The 21,307-nt window shown below is 54.5% G+C and carries 19 protein-coding genes and 1 other RNA gene; 6 read left to right on the top strand and 14 right to left on the bottom strand.

Annotation, left to right across the window (positions count from 1 at the left end; all coding sequences use genetic code 11):
• Position 1 precedes the first annotated feature (1 nt).
• The 12 genes from murG to rsmI form a co-directional block, all read right to left on the bottom strand.
• Positions 2-1,099, bottom strand: coding sequence for an undecaprenyldiphospho-muramoylpentapeptide beta-N-acetylglucosaminyltransferase (gene murG / locus ACJJIB_RS17090; RefSeq protein WP_444886944.1), 1,098 nt, complete (start codon positions 1,097-1,099; stop codon positions 2-4).
• Complete coding sequence (gene ftsW, locus ACJJIB_RS17095) at positions 1,099-2,331, bottom strand: putative lipid II flippase FtsW (protein WP_444886945.1); 1,233 nt, start codon at positions 2,329-2,331, stop codon at positions 1,099-1,101. Before ftsW ends, murG begins: the two co-directional genes overlap by 1 nt.
• Complete coding sequence (murD, locus tag ACJJIB_RS17100; RefSeq protein WP_444886946.1) at positions 2,328-3,710, bottom strand: UDP-N-acetylmuramoyl-L-alanine--D-glutamate ligase; 1,383 nt, start codon at positions 3,708-3,710, stop codon at positions 2,328-2,330. The genes ftsW and murD overlap by 4 nt, the downstream gene beginning before the upstream one ends.
• Positions 3,711-3,717: 7 nt before the next feature.
• The gene (mraY, locus tag ACJJIB_RS17105) at positions 3,718-4,803 is read right to left on the bottom strand and encodes a phospho-N-acetylmuramoyl-pentapeptide-transferase (protein ID WP_252082965.1); all 1,086 of its coding nucleotides are present in this window, start codon (positions 4,801-4,803) and stop codon (positions 3,718-3,720) included.
• Positions 4,803-6,182: a UDP-N-acetylmuramoyl-tripeptide--D-alanyl-D-alanine ligase gene (locus tag ACJJIB_RS17110; protein ID WP_444886947.1), complete on the bottom strand. Its 1,380-nt coding sequence runs from the start codon at positions 6,180-6,182 to the stop codon at positions 4,803-4,805. Before ACJJIB_RS17110 ends, mraY begins: the two co-directional genes overlap by 1 nt.
• The gene (locus tag ACJJIB_RS17115; RefSeq protein WP_444886948.1) at positions 6,179-7,708 is read right to left on the bottom strand and encodes a UDP-N-acetylmuramoyl-L-alanyl-D-glutamate--2,6-diaminopimelate ligase; all 1,530 of its coding nucleotides are present in this window, start codon (positions 7,706-7,708) and stop codon (positions 6,179-6,181) included. The genes ACJJIB_RS17110 and ACJJIB_RS17115 overlap by 4 nt, the downstream gene beginning before the upstream one ends.
• Entirely contained in the window at positions 7,705-9,465 is a 1,761-nt protein-coding gene (locus ACJJIB_RS17120) for a peptidoglycan D,D-transpeptidase FtsI family protein (RefSeq protein ID WP_444886949.1), read from the bottom strand. The genes ACJJIB_RS17115 and ACJJIB_RS17120 overlap by 4 nt, the downstream gene beginning before the upstream one ends.
• A gap of 165 nt (positions 9,466-9,630) precedes the next feature.
• Positions 9,631-9,906 (bottom strand): cell division protein FtsL, encoded by a 276-nt coding sequence (gene ftsL / locus ACJJIB_RS17125; protein ID WP_444886950.1) that lies wholly within the window; start codon positions 9,904-9,906, stop codon positions 9,631-9,633.
• 4 nt (positions 9,907-9,910) lie between these two features.
• Positions 9,911-10,843 (bottom strand): 16S rRNA (cytosine(1402)-N(4))-methyltransferase RsmH, encoded by a 933-nt coding sequence (gene rsmH / locus ACJJIB_RS17130; RefSeq protein WP_444886951.1) that lies wholly within the window; start codon positions 10,841-10,843, stop codon positions 9,911-9,913.
• Positions 10,844-10,855: 12 nt separating this feature from the next.
• On the bottom strand, positions 10,856-11,299 hold the full coding sequence (mraZ, locus tag ACJJIB_RS17135; protein WP_252082971.1) for a division/cell wall cluster transcriptional repressor MraZ: 444 nt from the start codon (positions 11,297-11,299) through the stop codon (positions 10,856-10,858).
• A gap of 465 nt (positions 11,300-11,764) precedes the next feature.
• Positions 11,765-12,132, bottom strand: an RNA gene (gene rnpB / locus ACJJIB_RS17140) — RNase P RNA component class A.
• A 69-nt stretch (positions 12,133-12,201) separates the two neighbouring features.
• The gene (gene rsmI, locus ACJJIB_RS17145) at positions 12,202-13,044 is read right to left on the bottom strand and encodes a 16S rRNA (cytidine(1402)-2'-O)-methyltransferase (RefSeq protein WP_444886952.1); all 843 of its coding nucleotides are present in this window, start codon (positions 13,042-13,044) and stop codon (positions 12,202-12,204) included.
• Positions 13,045-13,083: 39 nt separating this feature from the next.
• Here rsmI and ACJJIB_RS17150 point away from each other — a divergent pair, with 39 nt between their 5' ends.
• From ACJJIB_RS17150 to ACJJIB_RS17165, 4 genes are all read left to right on the top strand, one after another.
• Positions 13,084-14,997 carry a penicillin-binding protein activator gene (locus ACJJIB_RS17150; protein WP_444886953.1) on the top strand — a complete coding sequence of 638 codons (1,914 nt, stop codon included), beginning with the start codon at positions 13,084-13,086 and terminating at the stop codon, positions 14,995-14,997.
• Positions 14,984-15,346 (top strand): YraN family protein, encoded by a 363-nt coding sequence (locus ACJJIB_RS17155; protein ID WP_252082974.1) that lies wholly within the window; start codon positions 14,984-14,986, stop codon positions 15,344-15,346. The genes ACJJIB_RS17150 and ACJJIB_RS17155 overlap by 14 nt, the downstream gene beginning before the upstream one ends.
• Before the next feature lie 63 nt (positions 15,347-15,409).
• The gene (locus tag ACJJIB_RS17160; RefSeq protein ID WP_226645585.1) at positions 15,410-16,000 is read left to right on the top strand and encodes an SIS domain-containing protein; all 591 of its coding nucleotides are present in this window, start codon (positions 15,410-15,412) and stop codon (positions 15,998-16,000) included.
• Positions 16,001-16,003: 3 nt separating this feature from the next.
• Positions 16,004-16,594, top strand: a complete 591-nt coding sequence (locus tag ACJJIB_RS17165) for a BON domain-containing protein (RefSeq protein WP_252082975.1) — start codon at positions 16,004-16,006, stop codon at positions 16,592-16,594.
• A gap of 128 nt (positions 16,595-16,722) precedes the next feature.
• Here the strand turns inward: ACJJIB_RS17165 and ACJJIB_RS17170 are convergent, their stop codons facing one another.
• Positions 16,723-17,913: a thiolase family protein gene (locus ACJJIB_RS17170; RefSeq protein WP_444886954.1), complete on the bottom strand. Its 1,191-nt coding sequence runs from the start codon at positions 17,911-17,913 to the stop codon at positions 16,723-16,725.
• Positions 17,914-18,090: 177 nt separating this feature from the next.
• On the opposite strand from ACJJIB_RS17170, the gene ACJJIB_RS17175 reads away from it, so the two are divergent.
• Together ACJJIB_RS17175 and ACJJIB_RS17180 are read left to right on the top strand one after the other, a co-directional pair.
• Positions 18,091-18,687: a LemA family protein gene (locus tag ACJJIB_RS17175; protein WP_444884045.1), complete on the top strand. Its 597-nt coding sequence runs from the start codon at positions 18,091-18,093 to the stop codon at positions 18,685-18,687.
• 3 nt (positions 18,688-18,690) lie between these two features.
• On the top strand, positions 18,691-20,586 hold the full coding sequence (locus ACJJIB_RS17180) for a M48 family metallopeptidase (RefSeq protein ID WP_444886955.1): 1,896 nt from the start codon (positions 18,691-18,693) through the stop codon (positions 20,584-20,586).
• 19 nt (positions 20,587-20,605) lie between these two features.
• Here ACJJIB_RS17180 and ACJJIB_RS17185 read toward each other — a convergent pair whose 3' ends face one another.
• Positions 20,606-21,229, bottom strand: coding sequence for a Yip1 family protein (locus tag ACJJIB_RS17185; protein WP_252082979.1), 624 nt, complete (start codon positions 21,227-21,229; stop codon positions 20,606-20,608).
• Positions 21,230-21,307: the final 78 nt, after the last annotated feature.

The following is a 21,307-nucleotide window of genomic DNA, read 5'->3' on the forward strand; positions in this document are numbered from 1 at the left end:
GCTATCTGACAAGAGCCAGCTGTTCAGCGCAGGCACCTACTACCTGCTCGGTTGCATCAATTTTTGCCACACTGCGCGCAGCTTTCGCCATCGCAAGCAACGCTTGAGGGTCCGAGAGAAGCTTCTGCAATAATTCTGACAGACTCTGTGCATCCATGGCGCTCTGCTGAATTACCACAGCACCACCGGCATTCTGTAACCACTCGCCATTGCGTGTCTGATGATCATCAATCGCAAAGGGAAAAGGCACCATAATTGCGCCCACACCAGCGACAGCGATTTCCGACACAGTCAGCGCCCCGGAGCGACAAATGATCAAATCTGCAACGCTATAGGCATCGGCCATATTCGCAATAAAAGGTACAACCTCTGCCTCTACTCCCGCAGCTTTATAAGCCTCTTGGGCCAACGCTGTATGACGTTCACCCGCCTGATGAACCACTTTCGGCCGTAGGGATAACGGCAAAAGAGCCACAGCTTTTGGCACCAGCTCATTAATTGCCACAGCGCCGAGACTGCCACCGAGCACCAGCAGGCGCAGTGGTGCCTCATTTCCGATACGCTGTTGCGGCTCAGGCAAACTCGCAATCTCAGTGCGCACCGGATTGCCGACCTGCTTAGCACCAGGCAAACCACTGGGGAAAGCCTCCAATACCCTACTCGCGATTCGAGCAAGTAGGCGGTTAGTGGTACCGGCAACCGCATTCTGCTCGTGAATAATCAGCGGAATTCCACTGAGTCGTGCTGCTACACCACCGGGACCGGTGGCAAAGCCACCGAACCCGAGCACCGCATCTGGTGCTACCGCCCTTACCACGGCACGGGCCTGGACCACCGCGCGAAAAATCTGCAGAGGTGCCTTGAACAAGGCCAATTTGCCTTTGCCACGCACGCCCTCCACACGAATACAGTGCAGTGGAATATTCGCCTCGGGAATTAAACGCGCTTCGATACCGCGCTGTGTACCCAGCCACTCAACACTGGCACCGCGCTCCTGCAAGGCTTTTGCCACTGCCAGTGCTGGAAATACATGGCCACCGGTACCTCCGGCCATCAGTAAAAACTTCTTATTGGCGAAAATTTTTTCTTCATGGGACATCAGACTACCTCCCCACTACCAACGCCAGCACTGGTGCGGCGCCGGGCAAAAATTGGCAACTTCCCAAACAAACCAGGACTTTCCTCACTATCCCCGGCTTGCCCAAATTGCCCTCGCAATTCAGTGCGAATCCTCAAAGCCAACCCCAATAGGGCACAGCAAATAATCAAACTACTACCACCGGAACTGACAAACGGCAGGGTTAGCCCCTTAGTCGGTAACAACCCTGAAGCCACTCCCATATTCACAAAAGCCTGGCCAGCAATCTGTATTGCCATGCCAAATGCCAGTAAAGCCGCAAAAAATTTTTGTTGTGCCAGGGCTTCACGGACCAAACGCAATAGCGAACAGGTCAGGAGCACAAAAAGCCCAACAACAACCAAGCCGCCAAACATTCCCCACTCCTCGGCGAGGATGGCAAAAATAAAGTCGGTATGGGCCTCGGGCAGATAAAACAGTTTTTGCACGCTATTACCCAGCCCCACACCAAACCATTCACCACGACCAAAAGCGATAAGCGATTGGGTCAACTGATAGCCACTGGCAAACTGGTCTCCCCAGGGGTCTAGAAACGTTAGCAGGCGCTGCAAACGATAGGGGCTCATCAGAGCCATCAAGGCCAAACCGCAAGCCGCTGCCGCCACGAGTAAAAACGTGTGGGGTAAGCGTGCACCACCCAAAAACACCATCGCCAGCACTGTGCCGGAAAGTACTACCACAGAGCCGAAGTCCGGTTGCAATAACAGTAAAAAAGCAACCATCGTGAGAATAACCACCGGTACCATAAAGCTGCTCCAGTGGTGTAATTGCTTGCTGCGCCGGGTTAGAAAACTGGCAAAAAATACCAGCATGCAAAACTTCGCCACTTCTGCAGGTTGGATAGTAATTCCCGCAAACACCAACCAGCGTCGACTACCATTTACCTCTCGACCAATACCTGGCACCAATACCACGATTAAAAGCAGACAGGAAAACAGTAACAGTGGCCAAGATAGGCGCGACCAAATAGCCAATGGGATCTGGCTTACCAATAACGCCGCAATTGCCCCAATTAACAAGAATACCAAGTGACGCTTCAGGAAATACCAAGGGTCTGCATAAATATCTGTAGCAAAAGCGATCGACGCTGAAGCCACCATCACAACGCCGATGCTCACCAGCGCCAAAACGCTAAAAGGTAAAAGAGCATCGAGAAAATCACGCCTGGTATTTAGGGAGAGCAATTCACTCATTGCCCCTCCTGTGAGCACTCACACAGCGCCGCTACAATATTGCGAAAGTCTTCACCACGCGCTTCAAAATTGCGATACATATCAAAGCTGGCACACGCCGGGGAGAGCAACACGTAGTCTCCGCTATGCGCCAAAGTTCGGGCCTTACTCACAGCATCCGCCATAGAATCAGCGCTGAGTGTGCTGCACTGACCGGCAAACACGCTGGCAATTTTGTCGCCATCAACACCGATTGAAACCACTGCACGCAAGGCGCCTGCGCTTTTCTTCAATGCGGAAAAGTCTGCACCTTTACCATCTCCACCTGCGATTAAAACTATTTTACGGGTTGAGGTCGCCAATCCATCCAGCGCGGCCTGAGTTGCACCTACATTAGTGCCCTTAGAGTCGTTGACATAAGTTACGCCATGTAAATCCGCCACGCGCTCACAGCGATGTGCCAAGCCAGGAAAACTACGCAGAACCGACAGCATTGCCGCCATGGGCAATCCCACTACAGTACCCATGGCCAATGCAGCCAGAGCATTGGCAATATTATGCTTGCCCACCATCGCCAGCTCATCGACCGGCAATAACTTCTCACTTCCTTGAGCCAACCACTCACGCTCCCCAGATAAGCACACACCAAACTGTTTTAAGTCCGGTCGATCAAGGCCGAAAGTCCACTCACGCCGCTCGCGCGACAGAGGTCCCTGGCTCAGGGGGTCTTCGCGATTAACCACAAATACTTCTGCACCGCGATAAATCCGTTGCTTCGCCCGGTGATACTCCAACATACTGGGATAGCGGTCCATATGGTCCGCACTCATATTCAAAACAGTCGCTACTGTTGGAGTGAGGGAATAAGTTGTCTCCAATTGGAAACTGGAAAGCTCCAGTACAAACAACTCCGGTAAGGGGTCATCCAATAAATCGAGCACCGGTACGCCAATATTGCCACCCACCCGCACAGAAATATTGGCGGCTTTAGCCATTCTGCCAATTAGTGTCGTGACCGTGCTTTTGCCGTTAGAACCAGTAATCGCGGCCAACTTCGCTTTGGACTGCTTGCGCAGTAAAGCCTGGGCAAATAATTCAATATCACCAACAACCGGAATACCCTCGGCAACGGCCTTTTGCAAAACCGGCTCCGCTAAGGGCACACCAGGGCTGACAATAATTAAACTGGCCGCAAGTAAAGTGTCTGCACGTAGTGGGCCGGTTTCCACCGCGACCTGGGGAAATTCCCCTTGAAAAGCCGCAAGCCCTGGAGGGTTATCACGGCTATCCACCACCACCGGGGTATGACCATGACGCAGCAGATAGCGCACCACCGATTGCCCGGTAGCGCCCAGTCCAATTACCACTTTATGCTGCGAAGAAGTCGCGATCAGGCTCATTGTATTTTTATCGGAGTTTCAGTGTTGCCAGTCCAGCCAGAACCAGAATTACCGTGATAATCCAGAAGCGCACGATTACCCTCGGCTCGGGCCAACCTTTCAATTCAAAATGGTGGTGCAACGGGGCCATGCGGAAAATACGCTTACCCGTCAACTTGAAGGACGCAACCTGCAGGATGACTGAAACGGTTTCCATCACAAACACGCCTCCCATAATAAACAGCACAATCTCGTGGCGAGTGATCACCGCAATGATGCCCAGGGCCGCACCCAGGGCCAGGGCACCCACATCCCCCATAAACACCTGCGCCGGATAGGTGTTAAACCATAGGAACCCTAAGCCTGCACCGCACAGAGCGGCACAAAATACGGCGAGTTCCCCTGCACCAGCAATCGCAGGAATATGTAGATAATCGGCAAATTCCGCATGTCCAGATAAATAAGCAATAATTCCCAGTGCCCCGCCTACCATCACCGTAGGCATAATTGCCAGGCCATCAAGACCATCGGTCAGATTAACCGCATTACTGGAACCCACCACTACAAAATAGGTCAGCAGAATAAAGGTGACCGGCCCAAGGTTAATAGCGACGTCTTTAAAGAAAGGCACAAAGAACTGGGTTTCCGCCGGGCTGGTCGCACTCATAAATAAATATATGGCCGCCCCTAAACCGGCAATGGATTGCCAAAAATATTTCCAGCGTGCGATGAGGCCACGGGGGTTCTTGTGTACAACTTTTTTATAGTCATCGACAAAACCTACCGCGCCGAAGACAAAGGTCACCAGTAATGTGACCCACACATAGCGATTACCAAGATCCGACCATAGCAGCGCCGAAGCAAAGATCGAGGCGAGAATCAGGGTGCCGCCCATAGTGGGCGTACCGGATTTACTCAAATGTGTTTCAGGGCCATCGTCGCGAATCGCCTGCCCCACTTGTAAATGGTTCAGCCAGTTGATCATGCGTGGCCCAACAATCAGGGAAATCCCCAGTGCGGTAAGGGCCGCAAGAATTGCGCGGACAGTTAAATAATTGAACACCGAAAAGGTGCTCACATGTTGTTGTAATAATTCCGCCAGCCAAAGCAGCATTACGACTCCCCTCTGCTGTTGCCAAGCAGGGCCTGAGCGACCAGTTCCATACGGGCACTACGAGAACCCTTCACCAAAACAGTGGTGTTGTTATCTAATTCATGGGTCAGAGCCGCGATCAACGGCTCCCGCTCCCGATAATTCTGCAGGGGCTTATTGTCCCCATGGCTAAATGCCAAGCTGGCAGCAGTGCCTAATGGTCCCAAAGTAAACAGCGCATCAAGCCCACGCTCTCGCGCCAGATCACCCACATCGCGATGCATATCCTCAGCATCCGGCCCCAACTCCGCCATGTCCCCAAGCACCAGGATTCGTTTCCCTGGTCGTTGTGCTAATAGCTCAATAGCCGCACCTACAGAGCCCGGATTCGCGTTATAGCTATCGTCGATAACTGTGGCTCCACAAATACCGCGCTGCTCCTGCAAGCGGCCGCTGACACCTCTCAGGCTTGATAGCCCCTGAACAATTTCTTTTGCCGATATCCCCGCGGCAAAAGCACAGGCTGCCGCTACTAGAGCGTTGTGCACGTTGTGCTCTCCAAGTAGCTGAAGCTGCAACGGGTAGCTAAGCCCTTCAATCACTAGGTCAAATCCGGCACAGCCACTGTTATTCAGGACAATATTTTCCGCAAAGATTTCACATTGGCTGGCAAGCCCCACCTCTAAAGTGCGCACACCTTCGGGCATTCGCCCGCGCCAATAGTCTGCGTAATTATCATCGGCATTGATAATTGCGGTTCCACCGACATCCAACCCTGTATAAATTTGACCTTTGGCTTTGGCGATGGCGTCAATAGAACCAAACCCTTCAACATGAGCGGGCATAACATTATTGACGGCACTCACTTGTGGCTTGCCGATACTACACAGATAAGCAATATCGTCAGGGCCATTCGCCCCCATCTCCAAAATCAGTACATCGTGCTCTTCGCTGAGACCGAAAAGGGTTATCGGCAGACCGTACTGGTTGTTTAGGTTGCCTGCAGTCACACAAGGTGTGTGGCGTTGGGAAAAAATCGCCGATAGCATTTCCTTAACCGTGGTCTTGCCACAGGAACCAGTAATCGCAATTACTGGACCAGAGAATTTCTCACGACACAACAGACCAATTTGTCCGAGTGCTACGGTAGTATCTTTCACCCGCCACTGAGGCAGGCCGCAACCCCGAACCTCCCGATCAACAACTAAGCCCAGTGCCTGACCATCAAGCTCTCCGACAAAATCATGAGCATCGAAATTGTCACCAACCAATGCAACAAACAGTGCTTGGGGGTTTAATTTACGAGTATCTGTGCACACCTCAGAAAATTCGACCGAGCCATTGATCAACTCACCACCGAAGCGTTCTTGCAGTTGCTTAAGAGATAACGACCCAATCACTGGGCTTCCCCCTTCATCCCTTCAACCTTGAGGGGCTTACCCATACGCCGAAGCAACGCAGAAGCTGCCTGCTCACGATCGCAAAAATGAATTTTTTCGCTGCCGATAATCTGGTAATTCTCATGGCCCTTACCAGCGATCAGCACTATATCTCCCGGCTGTGCCGCAGCCACTGCCTGGCCAATAGCCTTGGCCCGATCAATTTCTACTTCAATATTACTGGCAGCACCTTCGAGGATATCGTCGATAATTTTTTGCGGCTCTTCACTGCGGGGATTGTCGCTGGTAACAATGGCCCGATCGGCCATTTCCGAAGCTATACGCCCCATTGAAGCGCGCTTACCAGTATCACGATCACCACCACAGCCAAATACACACCACAATTTCCCACGGCAATAAGGGCGTGCAGCGGCCAACGCCGCTCGCAACGCATCTGGAGTATGGGCGTAATCGACCAACACACCCACTTCATAGACACCTTCGACTTGAACTCGCTCCATACGACCGGGTACCCCCTGAATAGAGGGAAAAACCGTGAGAATTTCCTCGAACGGCATACCCGCCGAAGCAGCAGCAGCGATAACGGCAAGTGCGTTATAAATATTGAAATCGCCAATCAGCGATGCATTGAGTTCACCGCTCCCCCAGGGAGAACTTAGCTGGACAGAAAAGCCTTTTTCATGACGGCGTAAATCTGTCACATGCAGGTCGCCCGCCTGCAGGCCATAGGTCAATACACGCAACCCGCGCAATCTGCAACGCTCCGCCAGTTGAGCGCCGAAAGGGTCATCCAGGTTTATAATGCCGCGCTTTAATTTTGGCAGGCCAAATAATTTTTCTTTGGCAGCCCCGTAGGCTGCCATATTGCCGTGATAATCCAGGTGGTCGCGGGAAAGATTGGTAAAAATTGCGGTATCAAAAATAAGACCATGTACTCGGCCCTGTGACAGGGCATGGGAGGAAACTTCCATCGCCGCAGCACCTACTCCGCGTCGGCAAAAATCGGCAAAATCCTCCTGTAGCCGCACAGGGTCAGGAGTTGTGAGCCCCGTCTCATGCAGCTCAATCACCCCGTGATTCCATATGCCATTACCAATGGTACCGATCAGGGCAGCGCTGCCAAAATGCCGAGCCAATAACTGGGAGGTGAGATAAGCGCAGGTAGTTTTACCATTTGTGCCGGTCACTCCCACCAAATGCATTTTTCCGCTGGGATTATCGTGGAAGCGCGCGGCTATTTCCCCCACCCGCTTAGCAAGCCCGGGGACGGTAACCACAAGGATATCCTTGTGGGTTTTACATTCCAGTTTATCCCCATCTGCCAACACTACGGCAGCGCCAGCTTCTATTGCGGCATCAATATATTCCCGCCCATCCACGACAGAGCCGCGCAACGCCATAAAAGCATCGCCAGCTTTCACCTTGCGGCTATCCAGAGCTACACCACTAACAGGTACATCGGGTATGCTCGCGTATCCGGGCACCAATTCCTGCAGGGAGATAAATGATTGTTCGCGCTGAGTCACGACTTTGAACCCCTTCCGGTTAACTGCGCGGCCAGCTGCCGTTCCGCCGGCTCTTTGAGCTCTGGCGGTACTTGCAGCAGGCGCATAGCCCCAGCCATCACAGCGCCAAATACCGGCGCTGCCACTTCACCGCCGTAGTACTTCGCCTGGCTGGGATCGTCTATTACTACAACCGCGGCAAGGCGCGGCTTGTCTGCGGGAATAAATCCCGCAAATACTGAACGGTAGCGATTATCGGCATAACCACCACTACCAACCTTGTGAACAGTGCCAGTCTTGCCCGCCACTCGGTAACCCTCTACAGCGGCTTGACGGCCAGTGCCGCGGCTGCCAATTACGGTCTCCAGCATGGCGCTCACATCCTTAACGAGCGGCCCTTCGACTACCCGCTGCGCCTCAGAATCGGGCTTATCGTCAGATAGAATCAGGGAAACCGGACGTTTAAGCCCACCGTTAGCCAACACGCTGTAGGCCTGGGCCAATTGCACCCCATTCACGGTTAAACCGTAGCCGAAGGCAAAATTAGCCCGCTCGATTGGGTGCCAGCGGCTGCGGCTAGGTAGGATTCCCGGCGTCTCACCAGGAAAACCACTGCCAACCGCCTCCCCCAAACCCAGGCGGTAAAAGAGTTCTCGAAGCGTATTTGGTTCCAAATCCAGGGCAATTTTTGTAATACCCACCTGACTCGACTTGGTGATAATGCTGGTTAGATCCAACTTGCCGTAGTTGACCGGATCCACCAAAGTTTTACCGGGCACGCGGATATAACCCGGGCTTGTATCTATTTGGGTATGGGGCTTGTAGCGACCTGTCTCCAGCGCCGCCAATACCGTCAAAGGCTTTACCGTAGAGCCCGGCTCAAACTGATCAATCAGGGCGCGATTGCGCATCGCCGCCGCCCTAACTCCCTTGCGGTTATTGGGGTTAAAAGAGGGCTGGTTAGCCATGGCGAGGACATCGCCACTGTGGATATCCAAAATCACCATAAAACCGGAAGCGGCACCATTTTCTGCCACAGCACTTTTTAATTCCCGATAGGCGAGGTATTGCAGACGCATATCAATCGAGAGGCGCAACTCCTGACCGGGTTGAGCCTCTCTCTGAATAGCCAGTTCTTGCACCGTGCGACCTTTCAGGTCCTTAACCACCTGCTGCGCACCTGGCTCTCCGGACAACCAGTTTTCGTAAGCAAGCTCAATGCCCTCCTGACCGCGATCGTCGATATTGGTAAAGCCCAATAGCTGCGCAACCACCTCCCCGGCGGGATAGAAGCGGCGGTATTCCTTTTTGCTGTAGACACCGGGCAAATCGAGAGACAAGACCCGCTCCGCCTGCTCTGGGGTCAGGTGGCGACGCAGATACATAAATTCCTTATTGCGGTATTTTTCCAGGCGCGCGGTCAACTTATCCGCCTTTAACCTCAGCGTCTTAGCCAGTTGCTTTACTTGTTCGGGACTGCTCTCGCGCAATAATTTGGGATTGGCCCAGAGGCTGTGCACCGGGGTGCTAACCGCTAACAGCTCTCCGTTGCGATCGACAATGGAACCCCGATAGGCGGCTATCTCCTCGGTACGGATGGTGCGCGCGCGCCCCTGATCCTGCAGGAAGCGATATCCCCGCTCTGCTGCAGGAACCACCTGCAAACGCGCTAAGTGAGACACCAGTGCCAGAGCAAGCAGGCACAACAGAACCGCTACCAGCACAAAGCGCCAGCGAGCGATTCCCGGTTGAACTTGCTTTTTCTTTACTGCGCCCATAATTTTCCAATTGGCGTTATATTGTCATCCTGAGGGCAAACCTCTTAGCGGGGCGATTTAACCGGTACCCCGACAGCGCATCGATAAACAAATTTTCTTATGCTTATTAAGTCAATTTCCGGTGTACACTGCCTAAAAGGGCCGCCTACACTCCGACCAAGCCAATCACTCCACTGGCACCAAGATCTGCTCTGAAGGGCTCGGCATTCGCATTTTTAATTCTTCCCGGGCCACTTTCTCCACACGGCTATAGGCAGACCAGGCCCCCCGCTCAAGCAGCAGGCGCTCCTGCTCATAACGCAATTCATCGCGGGTCTTTTGTGCGCGGCCTAGCTCTGCGGTCAATTCTCTGCTGCGCTGAGTCGAATACACCACTGCCAACGCCGAGGAAATTGCACCCACCCAGAGCACAGCAATGCCAAGAAACGACCGTATAGGCACAGAATCAGCACCCAGCCTGCTTTTCGGCAACCCGCATCACCGCACTGCGCGAGCGCAGGTTTTCATCCACCTCAATGGTGTTAGCCTTGACCGCTTTGCCCACTGAACGCAGGGGCTTGGCGATTTGGCTATCCATTACCGGAAGTCCGCGGGGCAATTTGGGTCCGCGCTCTTTTTCGCGGATAAAGCGCTTGACCATGCGATCCTCCAGCGAATGGAAGCTGATAATCACCAACCGGCCTCCCGGCGCGAGCAACTGCAGAGACTTCTCCAACGTACTCTGCAGGTCGTTCAGCTCACCATTCACATGAATGCGAATAGCCTGGAAGACTCGAGTAGCCGGGTGCTTGCCCTTTTCCCAGGCCGGGTTGGCTGCCTTCACTACCTCAGCCAAATCCAAAGTTCGCTCGAAGGGCTTTTCAGTGCGACGGCGAACGATGGCTGCAGCCATTCGCCGCGCGAAACGCTCCTCGCCATATTCTTTAAACACCCGGACCATCTCATCCTCGGCCTCGGTATTCACCCACTGCGCTGCACTGATACCCCGGCTAGTATCCATACGCATATCCAGCGGACCGTCCTGCATAAAACTAAAGCCACGCTCAGCCTGATCCAGTTGGGGAGAGGAAACCCCCAGATCCAGCAGAATCCCGCTAACACTTCCCGCTCTCTCGCCAACAGCGAGGTCCATATCGGCAAAGGAGCCGTGCCAAATTGAAAAGCGCGGCTCAGCAGCAAAACGCTGCTGCGCATAGTCAATCGCCTGGGGGTCTTTATCCACAGCCAACAATTGCCCCTTGGGGCCCAGTTGTTCGAGGATCGCAGCGCTGTGTCCACCGCGCCCGAAGGTCCCATCCACATAGAAACCTTCGGTGTCAGTCACCAGAGCGTCCACGGCCTCGCGCAACAACACACTGCGATGCAATTCTTGAGACACTCGGTGTACTCCTTATAATGAAAGGGAAGCCATTTCCTCGGGCATTCCCTCCTCGTCGTCACTATTATCGAGCCAGGACATCCATCGCTCCTCGCTCCAAAGCTCTAATTTCTTGCCCTGCCCCACGAGCATCAGCTTTTTCTCCAGCCCCGCATATTCGCGCAGAGTGGGAGGGATCAAAACGCGGCCATTGCCATCCACCTGCAGCTCACAGGCATAGCCAATCAGTAATCGCTGGGCCCGGCGCGCCACCTTATTAAAGCTGGGAAGAGCCTCGACTTTAGGCAAAATTTGCTGCCACTGCGGCGCCGGATAGACCAGTAGGCAACGCTCCTCTGTATGAGCTGTGATCACCAGGCTACCGGCGCACTCCTCCAGCAAGCGGTCGCGGACCTTCGCCGGTATCGCCAGACGCCCCTTGGCGTCCATATTGATTGCATGGCTGCCTAAATACACTTTGTGAGTTCACTCGCTCTGCTAGGCGATTGTCGCGGTAGACCCCTTCATCCAGCGGGCCGATAGCGGGAAAAATTTAAACTTACGCCGCACTGTGTAAATGCCCACTTACCGGCGACGAATAAACCACAAAGTTCCACGAATTTCCACTTTTACCCACTCTCGACACTATAAAACTGGTCGACACAAAGTCAAGGAAATCGACCGCAAAGTCCGCATAAACCCCAGTAAAATCGGGGTCTACAGCAAAGATGGGAGTAATGACATATAAATCACTGTCACAAAGTAACAAAATGGAGTGGGCACCCACTTACAAAATAGTCAACCATATTAAACTAGCCGCCACAGCACCAGTAAGCGCGCCACGATCAAAAACAGAGGTACATCCGTTCCATTCTCCGCCAAAGGCTATGCCAAGCTAGAGGGAACAAAATAAAAAGCCCGGCGGATGCCGGGCTTTAGAAATGTGTGAGCTGGCCTGTAAGCCGGGTTCTGTCGAGGACAACCATTCATCTGGGATGCCTGTCACCAGGCACCTCAAGCGACCTACCCGCCCTCAGTGCGGGTCACACCTATAGAGGGCCTATTTGGTCTTGCTCCGAACGGGGTTTACCGTGCCGCGGACTGTTACCAGCCGCGCGGTGCGCTCTTACCGCACCCTTTCACCCTTACCTGTGCTTCCCCAGACCAAAATCGAGGGAAGCCATCGGCGGTCTACTCTCTGCTGCACTTTCCGTAGGCTCGCGCCCCCCAGGCGTTACCTGGCGTTCCACCCTATGGAGCCCGGACTTTCCTCCATCGCACAAGGCGACAGCGATTGCCCGGCCAGCTCGCGGCGAAGAGTAATGAGGCGACAGCCGGAATGCAACAGGCATTTTCCCTGAACCGCGAAAGACAGCGCCTTATTTTTGCTCCAGGCTCCAGTTATACAGAGCCTTCTTTTTAACACCGGTAATCTCCGCAGCAATAGCGGCGGCCTTTTTCGGTGGTAACTCGGCCAGCAACAGAGTCATCACTCGCTGCGCCTCTCCATCCAGCTCGTTGTCGTGGCGACGCTCAGCACCACGCACCAACAATACAATCTCTCCTCGCTGCTGATTACTGTCGGAACGCACCCAATTTACCAACTCACCCAAAGACATCAACTGGAATGTCTCGAAGGCCTTGCTCACCTCTCGTGCTATGACCGCTTCGCGCTCAGCGCCAAAAATCTCTGCCATCACCTGCAAGGTATCTGCGACCCGGTGGGGCGCCTCATAGAAAACCAGAGTGCGACTGTCTGATGCCAACTCCTGTAATGCTCGCTCACGGGGGCCGGATTTGGCGGGTAGAAAACCCTCAAAGCTAAAGCGGTCACTGGGCAAGCCGGCAGCACTCAGCGCGGCAACAAAGGCACAGGCGCCGGGAATCGGCACTACACGAACGCCCCGCTCACGCGCCTCGCGCACCAAACGATAGCCGGGGTCGGAGATTAGTGGGGTACCGGCATCGGAGATCAGCGCCACCGTTTGCCCTTGCTCCAGGCGCTGTAGTATCTGTCCCGTACGCTTGTCATCAGAATGATCGTGATAGGCCATTAGCGGCGTATCGATATTGAAATGGGAAAAGAGTCTCTGACTGTGACGTGTGTCCTCTGCCGCAACCAGATCGGCGCATTGTAGAACTTCAATCGCTCGCGGTACCATATCGGCCAAATTACCGATGGGCGTAGCAACAATATATAGCAGCGCCTGATCCGGCCCCATAGCTGTTCACTCCAAATATAAATATTGCGGGAGAAGAATATGTTCGCCTCTTCCCGGCGTACCTCTACTGTGATCACCAGCGTGGCAGCCGCCGCCCTGACACTGGCCTTAGCTGCCTGCCAGACTCCAGCCTCACGGCCTGGAGGCTACCAGCCCTCCTATCCGGCAAACCACCAAGTCAGCCGCAGTGATGCCCTGCGGCTGCTGCGCCGCGCAGATACCCTGCCGGCACCCGCTAGGGACCAACAGCGTCTGCAAGCGGCGGCTATTCTATACGAGCTGGGCGACAAAGAGACGGCCAAAGACGCAGTAACCCTAATAATTCCCGAGCAGCTCGACGACACTCTGTTTGCCAGCTACGCCCAGGTTTACGGCCATCTACTGGTTGATAATGACGATTTCTTCGAGGCTTTAGACCTAGCAACCTCGACGCGCCTCGACAGCGTCTGGAGGCAACTACCCCACGATACCGCCCTGCCGTTGCGAAACCTGCGTGCCGACCTATGGGGGCTTTTGGGAGACTTGGATAGCGCTATATCTGAGCGCCGCGAGATTTCCTACCTGGCCCAATCTGATGAAAGCATCACCGAGAACAACAACGGTTTCTGGCAGCTGTTAACCCAGCTGCCCTCCAGCGAACTTCAGCAGCGCGCCAACAGTAGCAGCGATACCCAGATGCGCGGCTGGTATCAGCTCGCCCTGCTGGGGCGCGATACCCAGGCCGATATCAGCTCTCAACTCACCGCCCTGAGCCGCTGGCGGGAGCGCTGGCCAGCACACAGTGCCAATTCCCACCCACCCGAGGCACTGCAACTACTGGAACGCCTAGCTGCGCAGCGGGCAGATAATATTGCCTTATTACTGCCTATCAGTGGCTCACTGGGCAGTGCCGGCCGCGCGATTCGCGATGGTTTTATGGCCGCCCACTACACCGCCTTAAAAGCTGGTGCAGCAACGCCTCGGGTATTGGTGTACGACACCGGTACCGAGCAACCTTTCGAGGAGATTTATCAAAATGCTGTAGACGCGGGAGCACAGTTTATTGTCGGCCCTCTCGATAAAAGTAAGGTCGCTAATTTACTGGCCACTGAAAAGTTACCCGTCCCCACACTCGCGCTGAACTATGGCGACAAGGGCCGACTTACTGGCGACCTGGTCCAATTTGGGCTGGCAGTTGAGGATGAAGCTCGCCAGATTGCCCGTCACGCCTATCGCCAGGGACATCGCCAGGCGATGGTTTTGAGCACCAATAGCAGCTGGGGACAGCGTGGTGCCGAAACGTTCGTGGAGGAGTGGCAGCAACTCGGCGGCTCCGTAAGCATCAATGAAACCTTCACTAATAACAGCAAATTTTCTGACCTGGTCAGCGATGTCCTGCTTATCCCCGACAGTAAGGCGCGCAAGAAGGCACTCCAGGGACGCCTGTCGGCGCCACTGGAGTTCACCCCGCGCCGGCGCGGTGATGTCGACATGATCTTTGTTACCGCCCTGCCGCAGCAGGCACGACAGCTCAACCCCATGTTGACCTACTTCTATGCTGGAGACCTGCCGGTTTATGCGACCTCACATGTTTTTGCCGGCCAGGCCAACTCAAATCGCGATCGAGATATCAATGGCGTGCGCTTTACCGCACTGCCCTGGCTGTTTGAAGACAGTGAAACCAAACGGAATATCGAAGAGCAGGTAGCCCCGCAGGCAGCATTCGCCCGCCTTTACGCTCTGGGCGCAGATGCTTTCCGCCTCTACCCGCGCCTGCCAATGTTGCGCCAGTTCCCAGAGCAAAAAGTACACGGCCTCACCGGCGCACTGAGCCTAAGCACCGACGGGCGCATAGTGCGCGAGCAGATGTGGGCTCAAATTGAAAAAGGTGTGCCGGTACCGATTACAACCATAGAACCCCCGATGCCAGCGCGACAACCCAGCCTGCAAGCGGATAATAGTGAAACTTTTTAAAGGCTCCGCAGGCAGTATCGGCGCCCACATGGAGGGCGCCGCGGCACGCTATTTACAGCGTGCCGGACTCACCCTGATCGAACGAAATTACCGAAGTCGCCACGGAGAGATAGACCTTATCGCCCGTGAAAGCGATACTGTAGTGTTTGTGGAGGTGCGCTTCCGCCGCAACAACCGTTTCGGCGGGGCCGGAGCCAGTGTAGATATTCGCAAGCAACAGAAACTGCTCGCCACTGCCCACGGCTATTTGCAACAACACAAACTGGACTGTCCCTGCCGCTTCGATGTCCTTGCTATAGAGGGCGATGCGCAAAACATTCAGTGGATTAAAAACGCCTTCGAAGCTTGAGGCAAAACCGAGATTTACCTTGCCAAGTATGGCGAACCCCAGTTCGCCAGTATTAAGGACACAATGGAACAGCGAGTCGTAACCCTTTTTCACCACAGCCTGGAAGCCACCATGAACGCCGGTGAGATACTGGCGCCCCTGATTGCGGAAGCCAGTGAGATGGTGGTGCACACACTGCTGGCAGAGAGCAAGGTGCTGCTCTGCGGCAATGGGGTCAGCGGCGCCCTGGCACAGAGTTTTTGCTCTCAACTTACCGGGGGGTTCCAGCGCGAGCGCCCAGGCCTGCCCGCCATGGCCCTTAACAGTGACGGCGTCTCCATGGGCACCGTTGCACAAAATCACGGCAGCGCCGATACCTTTGCGCACCCAGTGCGCGCACTGGGACAACCCGGCGACCTTTTGGTAATTATCAGCAGTGATGGTCGCGACTCAAATCTCGTTCAAGCCATGCGCGCTGCACGGGATCGGGATATGGGCATACTAGCGCTGACCGGTGGCGACGGTGGCGATTGTGCAGCCCTGCTAGACACACACGATATTGAACTGCGAGTGCCTTCTGATGTCGCAGCAGAGGTACACCAGGTGCACCTTCTGACTATTTTTTGCCTGTGTGATCTAATCGACAGCAGCCTTTTTGGTGGCTACGAGGACTGAACCATGAAAAAAAACCAACTTTCCTTGGGAAAACGCCTTCTCTCTGCCCTTGCCGCAACCGCATTACTCGGTGGCTGCAGCACCGTTATGGAGGCTACCCACGATGGCCCCATTCAACAAGATCCCGGCAAACGCTCACTGGGCACCTATATCGATGACGAGAGAATCGAAACGATAGTGACGGTCAATATCAATAAGGCACATCCGGATCTGAAGACCTCAAATATCGATGTAACCTCCTTTAACGGAGTCGTGCTACTCACTGGACAGGTGCCCGATCAGGAACTGCGCCTACTCGCCGGGCGCACTGCCAGCCAAGTACAAAATGTTCGCCAGGTTTACAATGAAACTCAGGTTCGCGGTAAAGTTACTTTTCTAGCCTCTACCAGCGATACCTGGCTGACCACCAAAGTAAAAACCAACTTACTCGCTCACAAAGAAATTGATGGTGCGCGCATTAAAGTCGTGACGGAAAACGGAGTCGTTTACCTGATGGGACTGCTCACCCCAGCCGAGGCCGAGCGCGCTGCTGACCTCACCCGCTCGATTGGCGGGGTTCAGAAAGTGGTGAAAGCGGTGGAATATATCAACTAACAACACATCCACTGCGCGCTACTGTAGCTAGGCCTTAATAAGAGCCTGGTGATATCGGTCAAAAAGAACAAGCGCAAAAAAACGGAGGCAAAAGCCTCCGTTTTTTATTTCTAACTATCGCGCGGGACCTATACCCGCTCAATCGCTACTGCTGTGGCCTCACCACCGCCGATACAGAGGCTCGCCACCCCTTTTTTCACATCGCGCTTTTCCATCGCCGCCAGCAGGGTGGTCAGGATGCGGGCACCACTCGCGCCCAAAGGATGCCCCAATGCGCAGGCGCCACCATTCACATTGACCTTCTCCCAGGGCAGATCCAGCTCGCGCATGGCCGACATGGTCACCACAGCAAAGGCCTCATTGATTTCAAACAGGTCTACATCGCTGACGGACCAACCAGAGTTTTCCAGCAGCTTGTGCATGGCGCCCACCGGAGCGATGGTGAACCACTCGGGTTCGCGGGCAAACTGAGCCTGTGCCTTGATCACTGCCAACACTTTGAGACCGCGCTTCTCCGCTTCACTCTTGCGCATCAGCACCAGGGCGGCGGCGCCGTCAGAAATAGAGCTGGAGTTGGCCGCGGTGACAGTACCATCCTTGCGGAAGGCCGGCTTCAGCTGGGGAATCTTATCTGGGCGGGCATTGCCGGGGGCCTCATCCGTATCAACCTTTACCTCGCCCTTACGAGAAGCGATGGTCACTGGGGCGATCTCACGAGCGAAACTGCCACTTTCGATGGCTGCCTGGGCCCGAGCCAGGGATTCCAGTGCGAAAGCATCCTGCTCCTCACGGGTAAAACCGTATTTTTCGGCCGTACTCTCGGCAAAGGTGCCCATCAACTTGCCATCTGCCGCGTTTTCCAGGCCGTCAAGAAACATTGAATCCTTGACCTCGCCGTGTCCCAAGCGCATGCCGGAGCGAGCTTTGGCCAGCAGGTATGGGGCATTACTCATGCTCTCCATACCGCCGGCAACGATGACTTTGCCTTCACCCAAGAGTAGTGCGTCGCGGGCCATCATCACGGTCTTCATACCGGAGCCGCAGACCTTATTAACTGTGGTAGTAGGCGTGCCTTCGGGAATACCCGCAGCCAGGGAAGCCTGGCGGGCAGGCGCCTGCCCGACTCCGGCCGGAAGCACACAGCCCATCAGTACTTCATCGACATCGGCAGGAGACACGCCGGCGTCTTCCAGCGCCGCGCGAATGGCCGCGGCGCCCAGCTGCGGCGCGCTCAACGCCGACAGGCTCCCCTGCATAGCACCCATTGGGGTGCGTGCCATTCCAACGATCACTACTGGATCTGAGGTTACATCGCTCATTCTGTCTGCTCCCAGTTCAGCGCCGCCATCCCTGTCGTGGCGGCAATTGTTTTTAATGTCGCGGCATTATAGCCGAAGCCATACCCCGCTCCGCCAGAACCCCGGGGCAATACGTCTCGATCGCCACGGGGCATGTTACTATCGACGCCAATCACAAGAAAAAGTGGCGAGGGGATTATGGAGATTTCAAGCATCGTCGTTCTGGTTGTTTTGGCCGCACTGTTGTTCTACGGGATCGGCATCTTCAACCGGCTGGTATCCCTAAAAAATCGCAACGAGAATGCCTTCGCTCAGATTGAGGTGCAGCTTAAGCGCCGCCACGATCTGATCCCCAACCTGGTGGAAACCGCCAGGGGCTACTTACAGCATGAGAGGGATACCCTTGAAGCGGTGGTCAGTGCACGCAACACCGCCATTAGCGACCTGAAGGCCGCGGCAGCCAGCCCTTCCAACGCCAGCGCGATCGACAACCTCGGCCGTGCTGAAAGTGCCCTAAACAGCGCTCTGGGCCGCTTCAATGCTGTTATGGAGGCCTATCCAGATCTCAAGGCCAACCAGAATATGATGCAGCTCAACGAGGAGCTGAGCAGCACCGAAAATAAGGTTGCCTTTGCCCGCCAAGCCTTTAACGACGCAGTCACCAATTACAACATTTACAAACAGAGCTTTCCCCCCGTTCTACTGGCGGGATTCTTTGGTCACCGCGCCGACGGCCGCTTACTGGAGTTTGCCGACAGCGAAGCCATCCAGGTAGCACCACGAATCGAGTTTTAAGCGATGAACTTCTTCGAGTACCAGGATAAGGCCAGGCGCAACAGCGGCTTGTTAGCCGGACTCTTTACGTTGGCGTTAATTCTGCTGGTTGGATTGACTACCTTGGTGGCTGCCGCTGCGGTTTCGTATTCCCGCGGCCAGGCTTTTTCCCCACTAGCAATCGAGCAGCTGCTCGGCTGGCAGACAGTGGGCTACATAGCACTTACCATTGTGGCTATCGTGGCCCTGGGCAGCCTGTACAAACTGCAGCAGCTGGCCGCCGGCGGTAAAGTGGTAGCTGAGTCGCTGGGCGGGCGCAAACTCAATATCGCCTCTCAGGGCCCTGCCGAACAGCGCGCCCTGAATGTGGTAGAGGAGATGGCCATCGCCTCCGGTACCCCGGTGCCAGATGTGTACCTGATTGAAGATCAAGCCATCAATGCATTCGCCGCCGGCTACAAGCCTTGCGATGCGGTGATCGGTCTTACACGCGGCTGCATTGAAAATCTCAACCGAGACGAGCTGCAGGGCGTGGTGGCGCATGAGTTCAGCCATATCCTCAATGGCGACACACGTCTGAATATCCGTATCGTCGGCCTACTGAACGGCATATTGATTATCGGCCTGCTGGGCCACTGGCTGGTGCGCGGCGTCTACCCCAACAGTAGAGATAACCGCGGTCGTATACCCCTGTTTGCTTTGGGCCTAGCTCTGATGGTGTTGGGCTATGCAGGCACATTACTCGGCAACCTAATCAAATCCGCTGTGAGTCGGCAACGGGAATATCTTGCAGACGCCTCTGCGGTCCAGTTCACCCGCAACAACGCAGGTATTGCCAACGCCCTCAAGAAAATTGGCGGCTACAGCACTGGCTCAAACCTCAGTAGTGGCAGAGCGGCTGAGTTCAGTCATATGTTTTTTAGCAGCGGCCTAAAGCGCTCTTTTTTCAACCTGTTCGCCAGCCACCCTCCCCTGAGCAAACGCATAGCGCGGCTAGAACCGAGCTGGAATGGCCTCTACCTCAATGAGCGAAGCTCCACTGCACAAACACAAACTAGAGAAACAAATTCCGGATCAACTATCCATTTCGTCGACTCAGCCCCCTTCCAGGTCGCCCTGGAAGCGGTGGACAACAGTATTGCCTGCCCCAGTGCACAACAAGTGCAATACGGCCGTCAGCTACTGGAATCTATCCCCTCCGCTATCCTGCAGGCTGCTCACGACCCCTTCATCGCTCGTGCTCTGATTTATCATCTGCTGCTGCACAGTGGGGAGAGCAAGCGCGAGACCCAGATGGTGCTATTGAAGAAAATCGCCCATCCCGCGGTAGTAAGAGAAATGCACAAGTTAGCTCCACAACTAAAAGCCCTGCCCGACAATGCGCGCCTGCCGCTTTTAGATCTCTGCGTACCCGCACTCAAAGTACTGGTTCCACAGCAATACCAGGTATTCAAGAGGAACCTGATTAAACTATTGCGCAGCGATGGAAAGATTGAGATCTGGGAGTGGGCCCTGTACCGAGTATTGATGCACGCCCTGGAAAAGAGTCCCGATCGGCAGCGCCTTTCCAACAAGAAAGGCGCTGGTAACGATGCCTCTCGCTTCCTGATCGCAGCCATTGCCCATGCGGGTAATAGCGAGTACTTACCGGCAAAACGCGCCTACGAGCAGGGGCTAAAGTTTTTACAGCTAGAGGTCACCCCGCTGCCAAGCCGCAAAGATATCGATCTGCAGCACCTGGACAAAGCGATCGCTATAGCCAGTCAAATGAAGCCTTTAGAAAAGCCCTTACTGCTAAAAGCGCTGGTTTACACTCTAAACCACAATGGCATTATCAAGGCGGAAGAGATTGAGTTGCTCAGAGCGGTAGCGGACAGCCTGGATTGCCCTATGCCGCCCCTAGTATTAAAAGAAAACTAGCCTGGCAAATTATTTACTCTTAAGGCGCGTGGTGCTGATAGATTGGGCCTATGCCCACACTCCATAAAATAACGGAGGTGATTAGCACTGTGACCATCAACACCAAGGCCACGGTCAACACTGCGCAAGCATAAAGGAAGGCCCGCTCTTTATTCATATTCATCAAAATGGGGATGCCTGCAAACACCAGATAGATGGAATACATACCCGCAATTCCGACCGCAGCCATGGTCAACCAGGGGTGTGGGAAAAGCACGACAATGCTGGCAAGAAAAATCGGTGTGGTGATAAAAACGGCGAGTGCTGTACCTTCATAGTGCCTAGTGGGCTCATCCCCCTCGACCCCATAGGACCTGGCCATCCAGTTGATAAATTCCCCTAGGCAATAAACACCAACCAAAAGAGCAAAATAGGTAACGATTGATAAAACCGCCGCACTCTCAGGGGTCAGCTTCGCCAAGTGCCCGCCTACTTCAAACCCTACCCTAGTTACACCAAAATAACCGGCAACTGTAGGTATCAAAGCTAGAAATGGCACATGGGTCATGAATACCTGGAAGAAAGAATGCCTGTCCGCCCGTATAGCCTTCCACTCTTTCTCTGGGTTGGTCAGAATACCAATAGTGTGACTGAGTAACCGCACGCTTATTCTCCCTTTAATACCCTGCTTTGCAGTATCGGGGGTCGGCGTGAAAATAACCAATGCAAATAAGAAATTAAG

It is taken from the genome of Microbulbifer mixtoriginis (SeqCode) (assembly GCF_052467705.1).

Bases quoted from the DNA above. Each gene is read 5' to 3' on its own strand.
- ACJJIB_RS17120 (WP_444886949.1), bottom strand. From the start codon at position 9,465: ATGGGCGCAGTAAAGAAAAAGCAAGTTCAACCGGGAATCGCTCGCTGG.
- murG (WP_444886944.1), bottom strand. From the start codon at position 1,099: ATGTCCCATGAAGAAAAAATTTTCGCCAATAAGAAGTTTTTACTGATG.
- ftsW (WP_444886945.1), bottom strand. From the start codon at position 2,331: ATGAGTGAATTGCTCTCCCTAAATACCAGGCGTGATTTTCTCGATGCT.
- rsmI (WP_444886952.1), bottom strand. From the start codon at position 13,044: ATGGGGCCGGATCAGGCGCTGCTATATATTGTTGCTACGCCCATCGGT.
- ACJJIB_RS17150 (WP_444886953.1), top strand. From the start codon at position 13,084: ATGTTCGCCTCTTCCCGGCGTACCTCTACTGTGATCACCAGCGTGGCA.
- ACJJIB_RS17170 (WP_444886954.1), bottom strand. From the start codon at position 17,913: ATGAGCGATGTAACCTCAGATCCAGTAGTGATCGTTGGAATGGCACGC.
- ACJJIB_RS17165 (WP_252082975.1), top strand. From the start codon at position 16,004: ATGAAAAAAAACCAACTTTCCTTGGGAAAACGCCTTCTCTCTGCCCTT.
- ACJJIB_RS17180 (WP_444886955.1), top strand. From the start codon at position 18,691: ATGAACTTCTTCGAGTACCAGGATAAGGCCAGGCGCAACAGCGGCTTG.
- murD (WP_444886946.1), bottom strand. From the start codon at position 3,710: ATGAGCCTGATCGCGACTTCTTCGCAGCATAAAGTGGTAATTGGACTG.
- mraY (WP_252082965.1), bottom strand. From the start codon at position 4,803: ATGCTGCTTTGGCTGGCGGAATTATTACAACAACATGTGAGCACCTTT.
- ACJJIB_RS17160 (WP_226645585.1), top strand. From the start codon at position 15,410: ATGGAACAGCGAGTCGTAACCCTTTTTCACCACAGCCTGGAAGCCACC.
- ACJJIB_RS17175 (WP_444884045.1), top strand. From the start codon at position 18,091: ATGGAGATTTCAAGCATCGTCGTTCTGGTTGTTTTGGCCGCACTGTTG.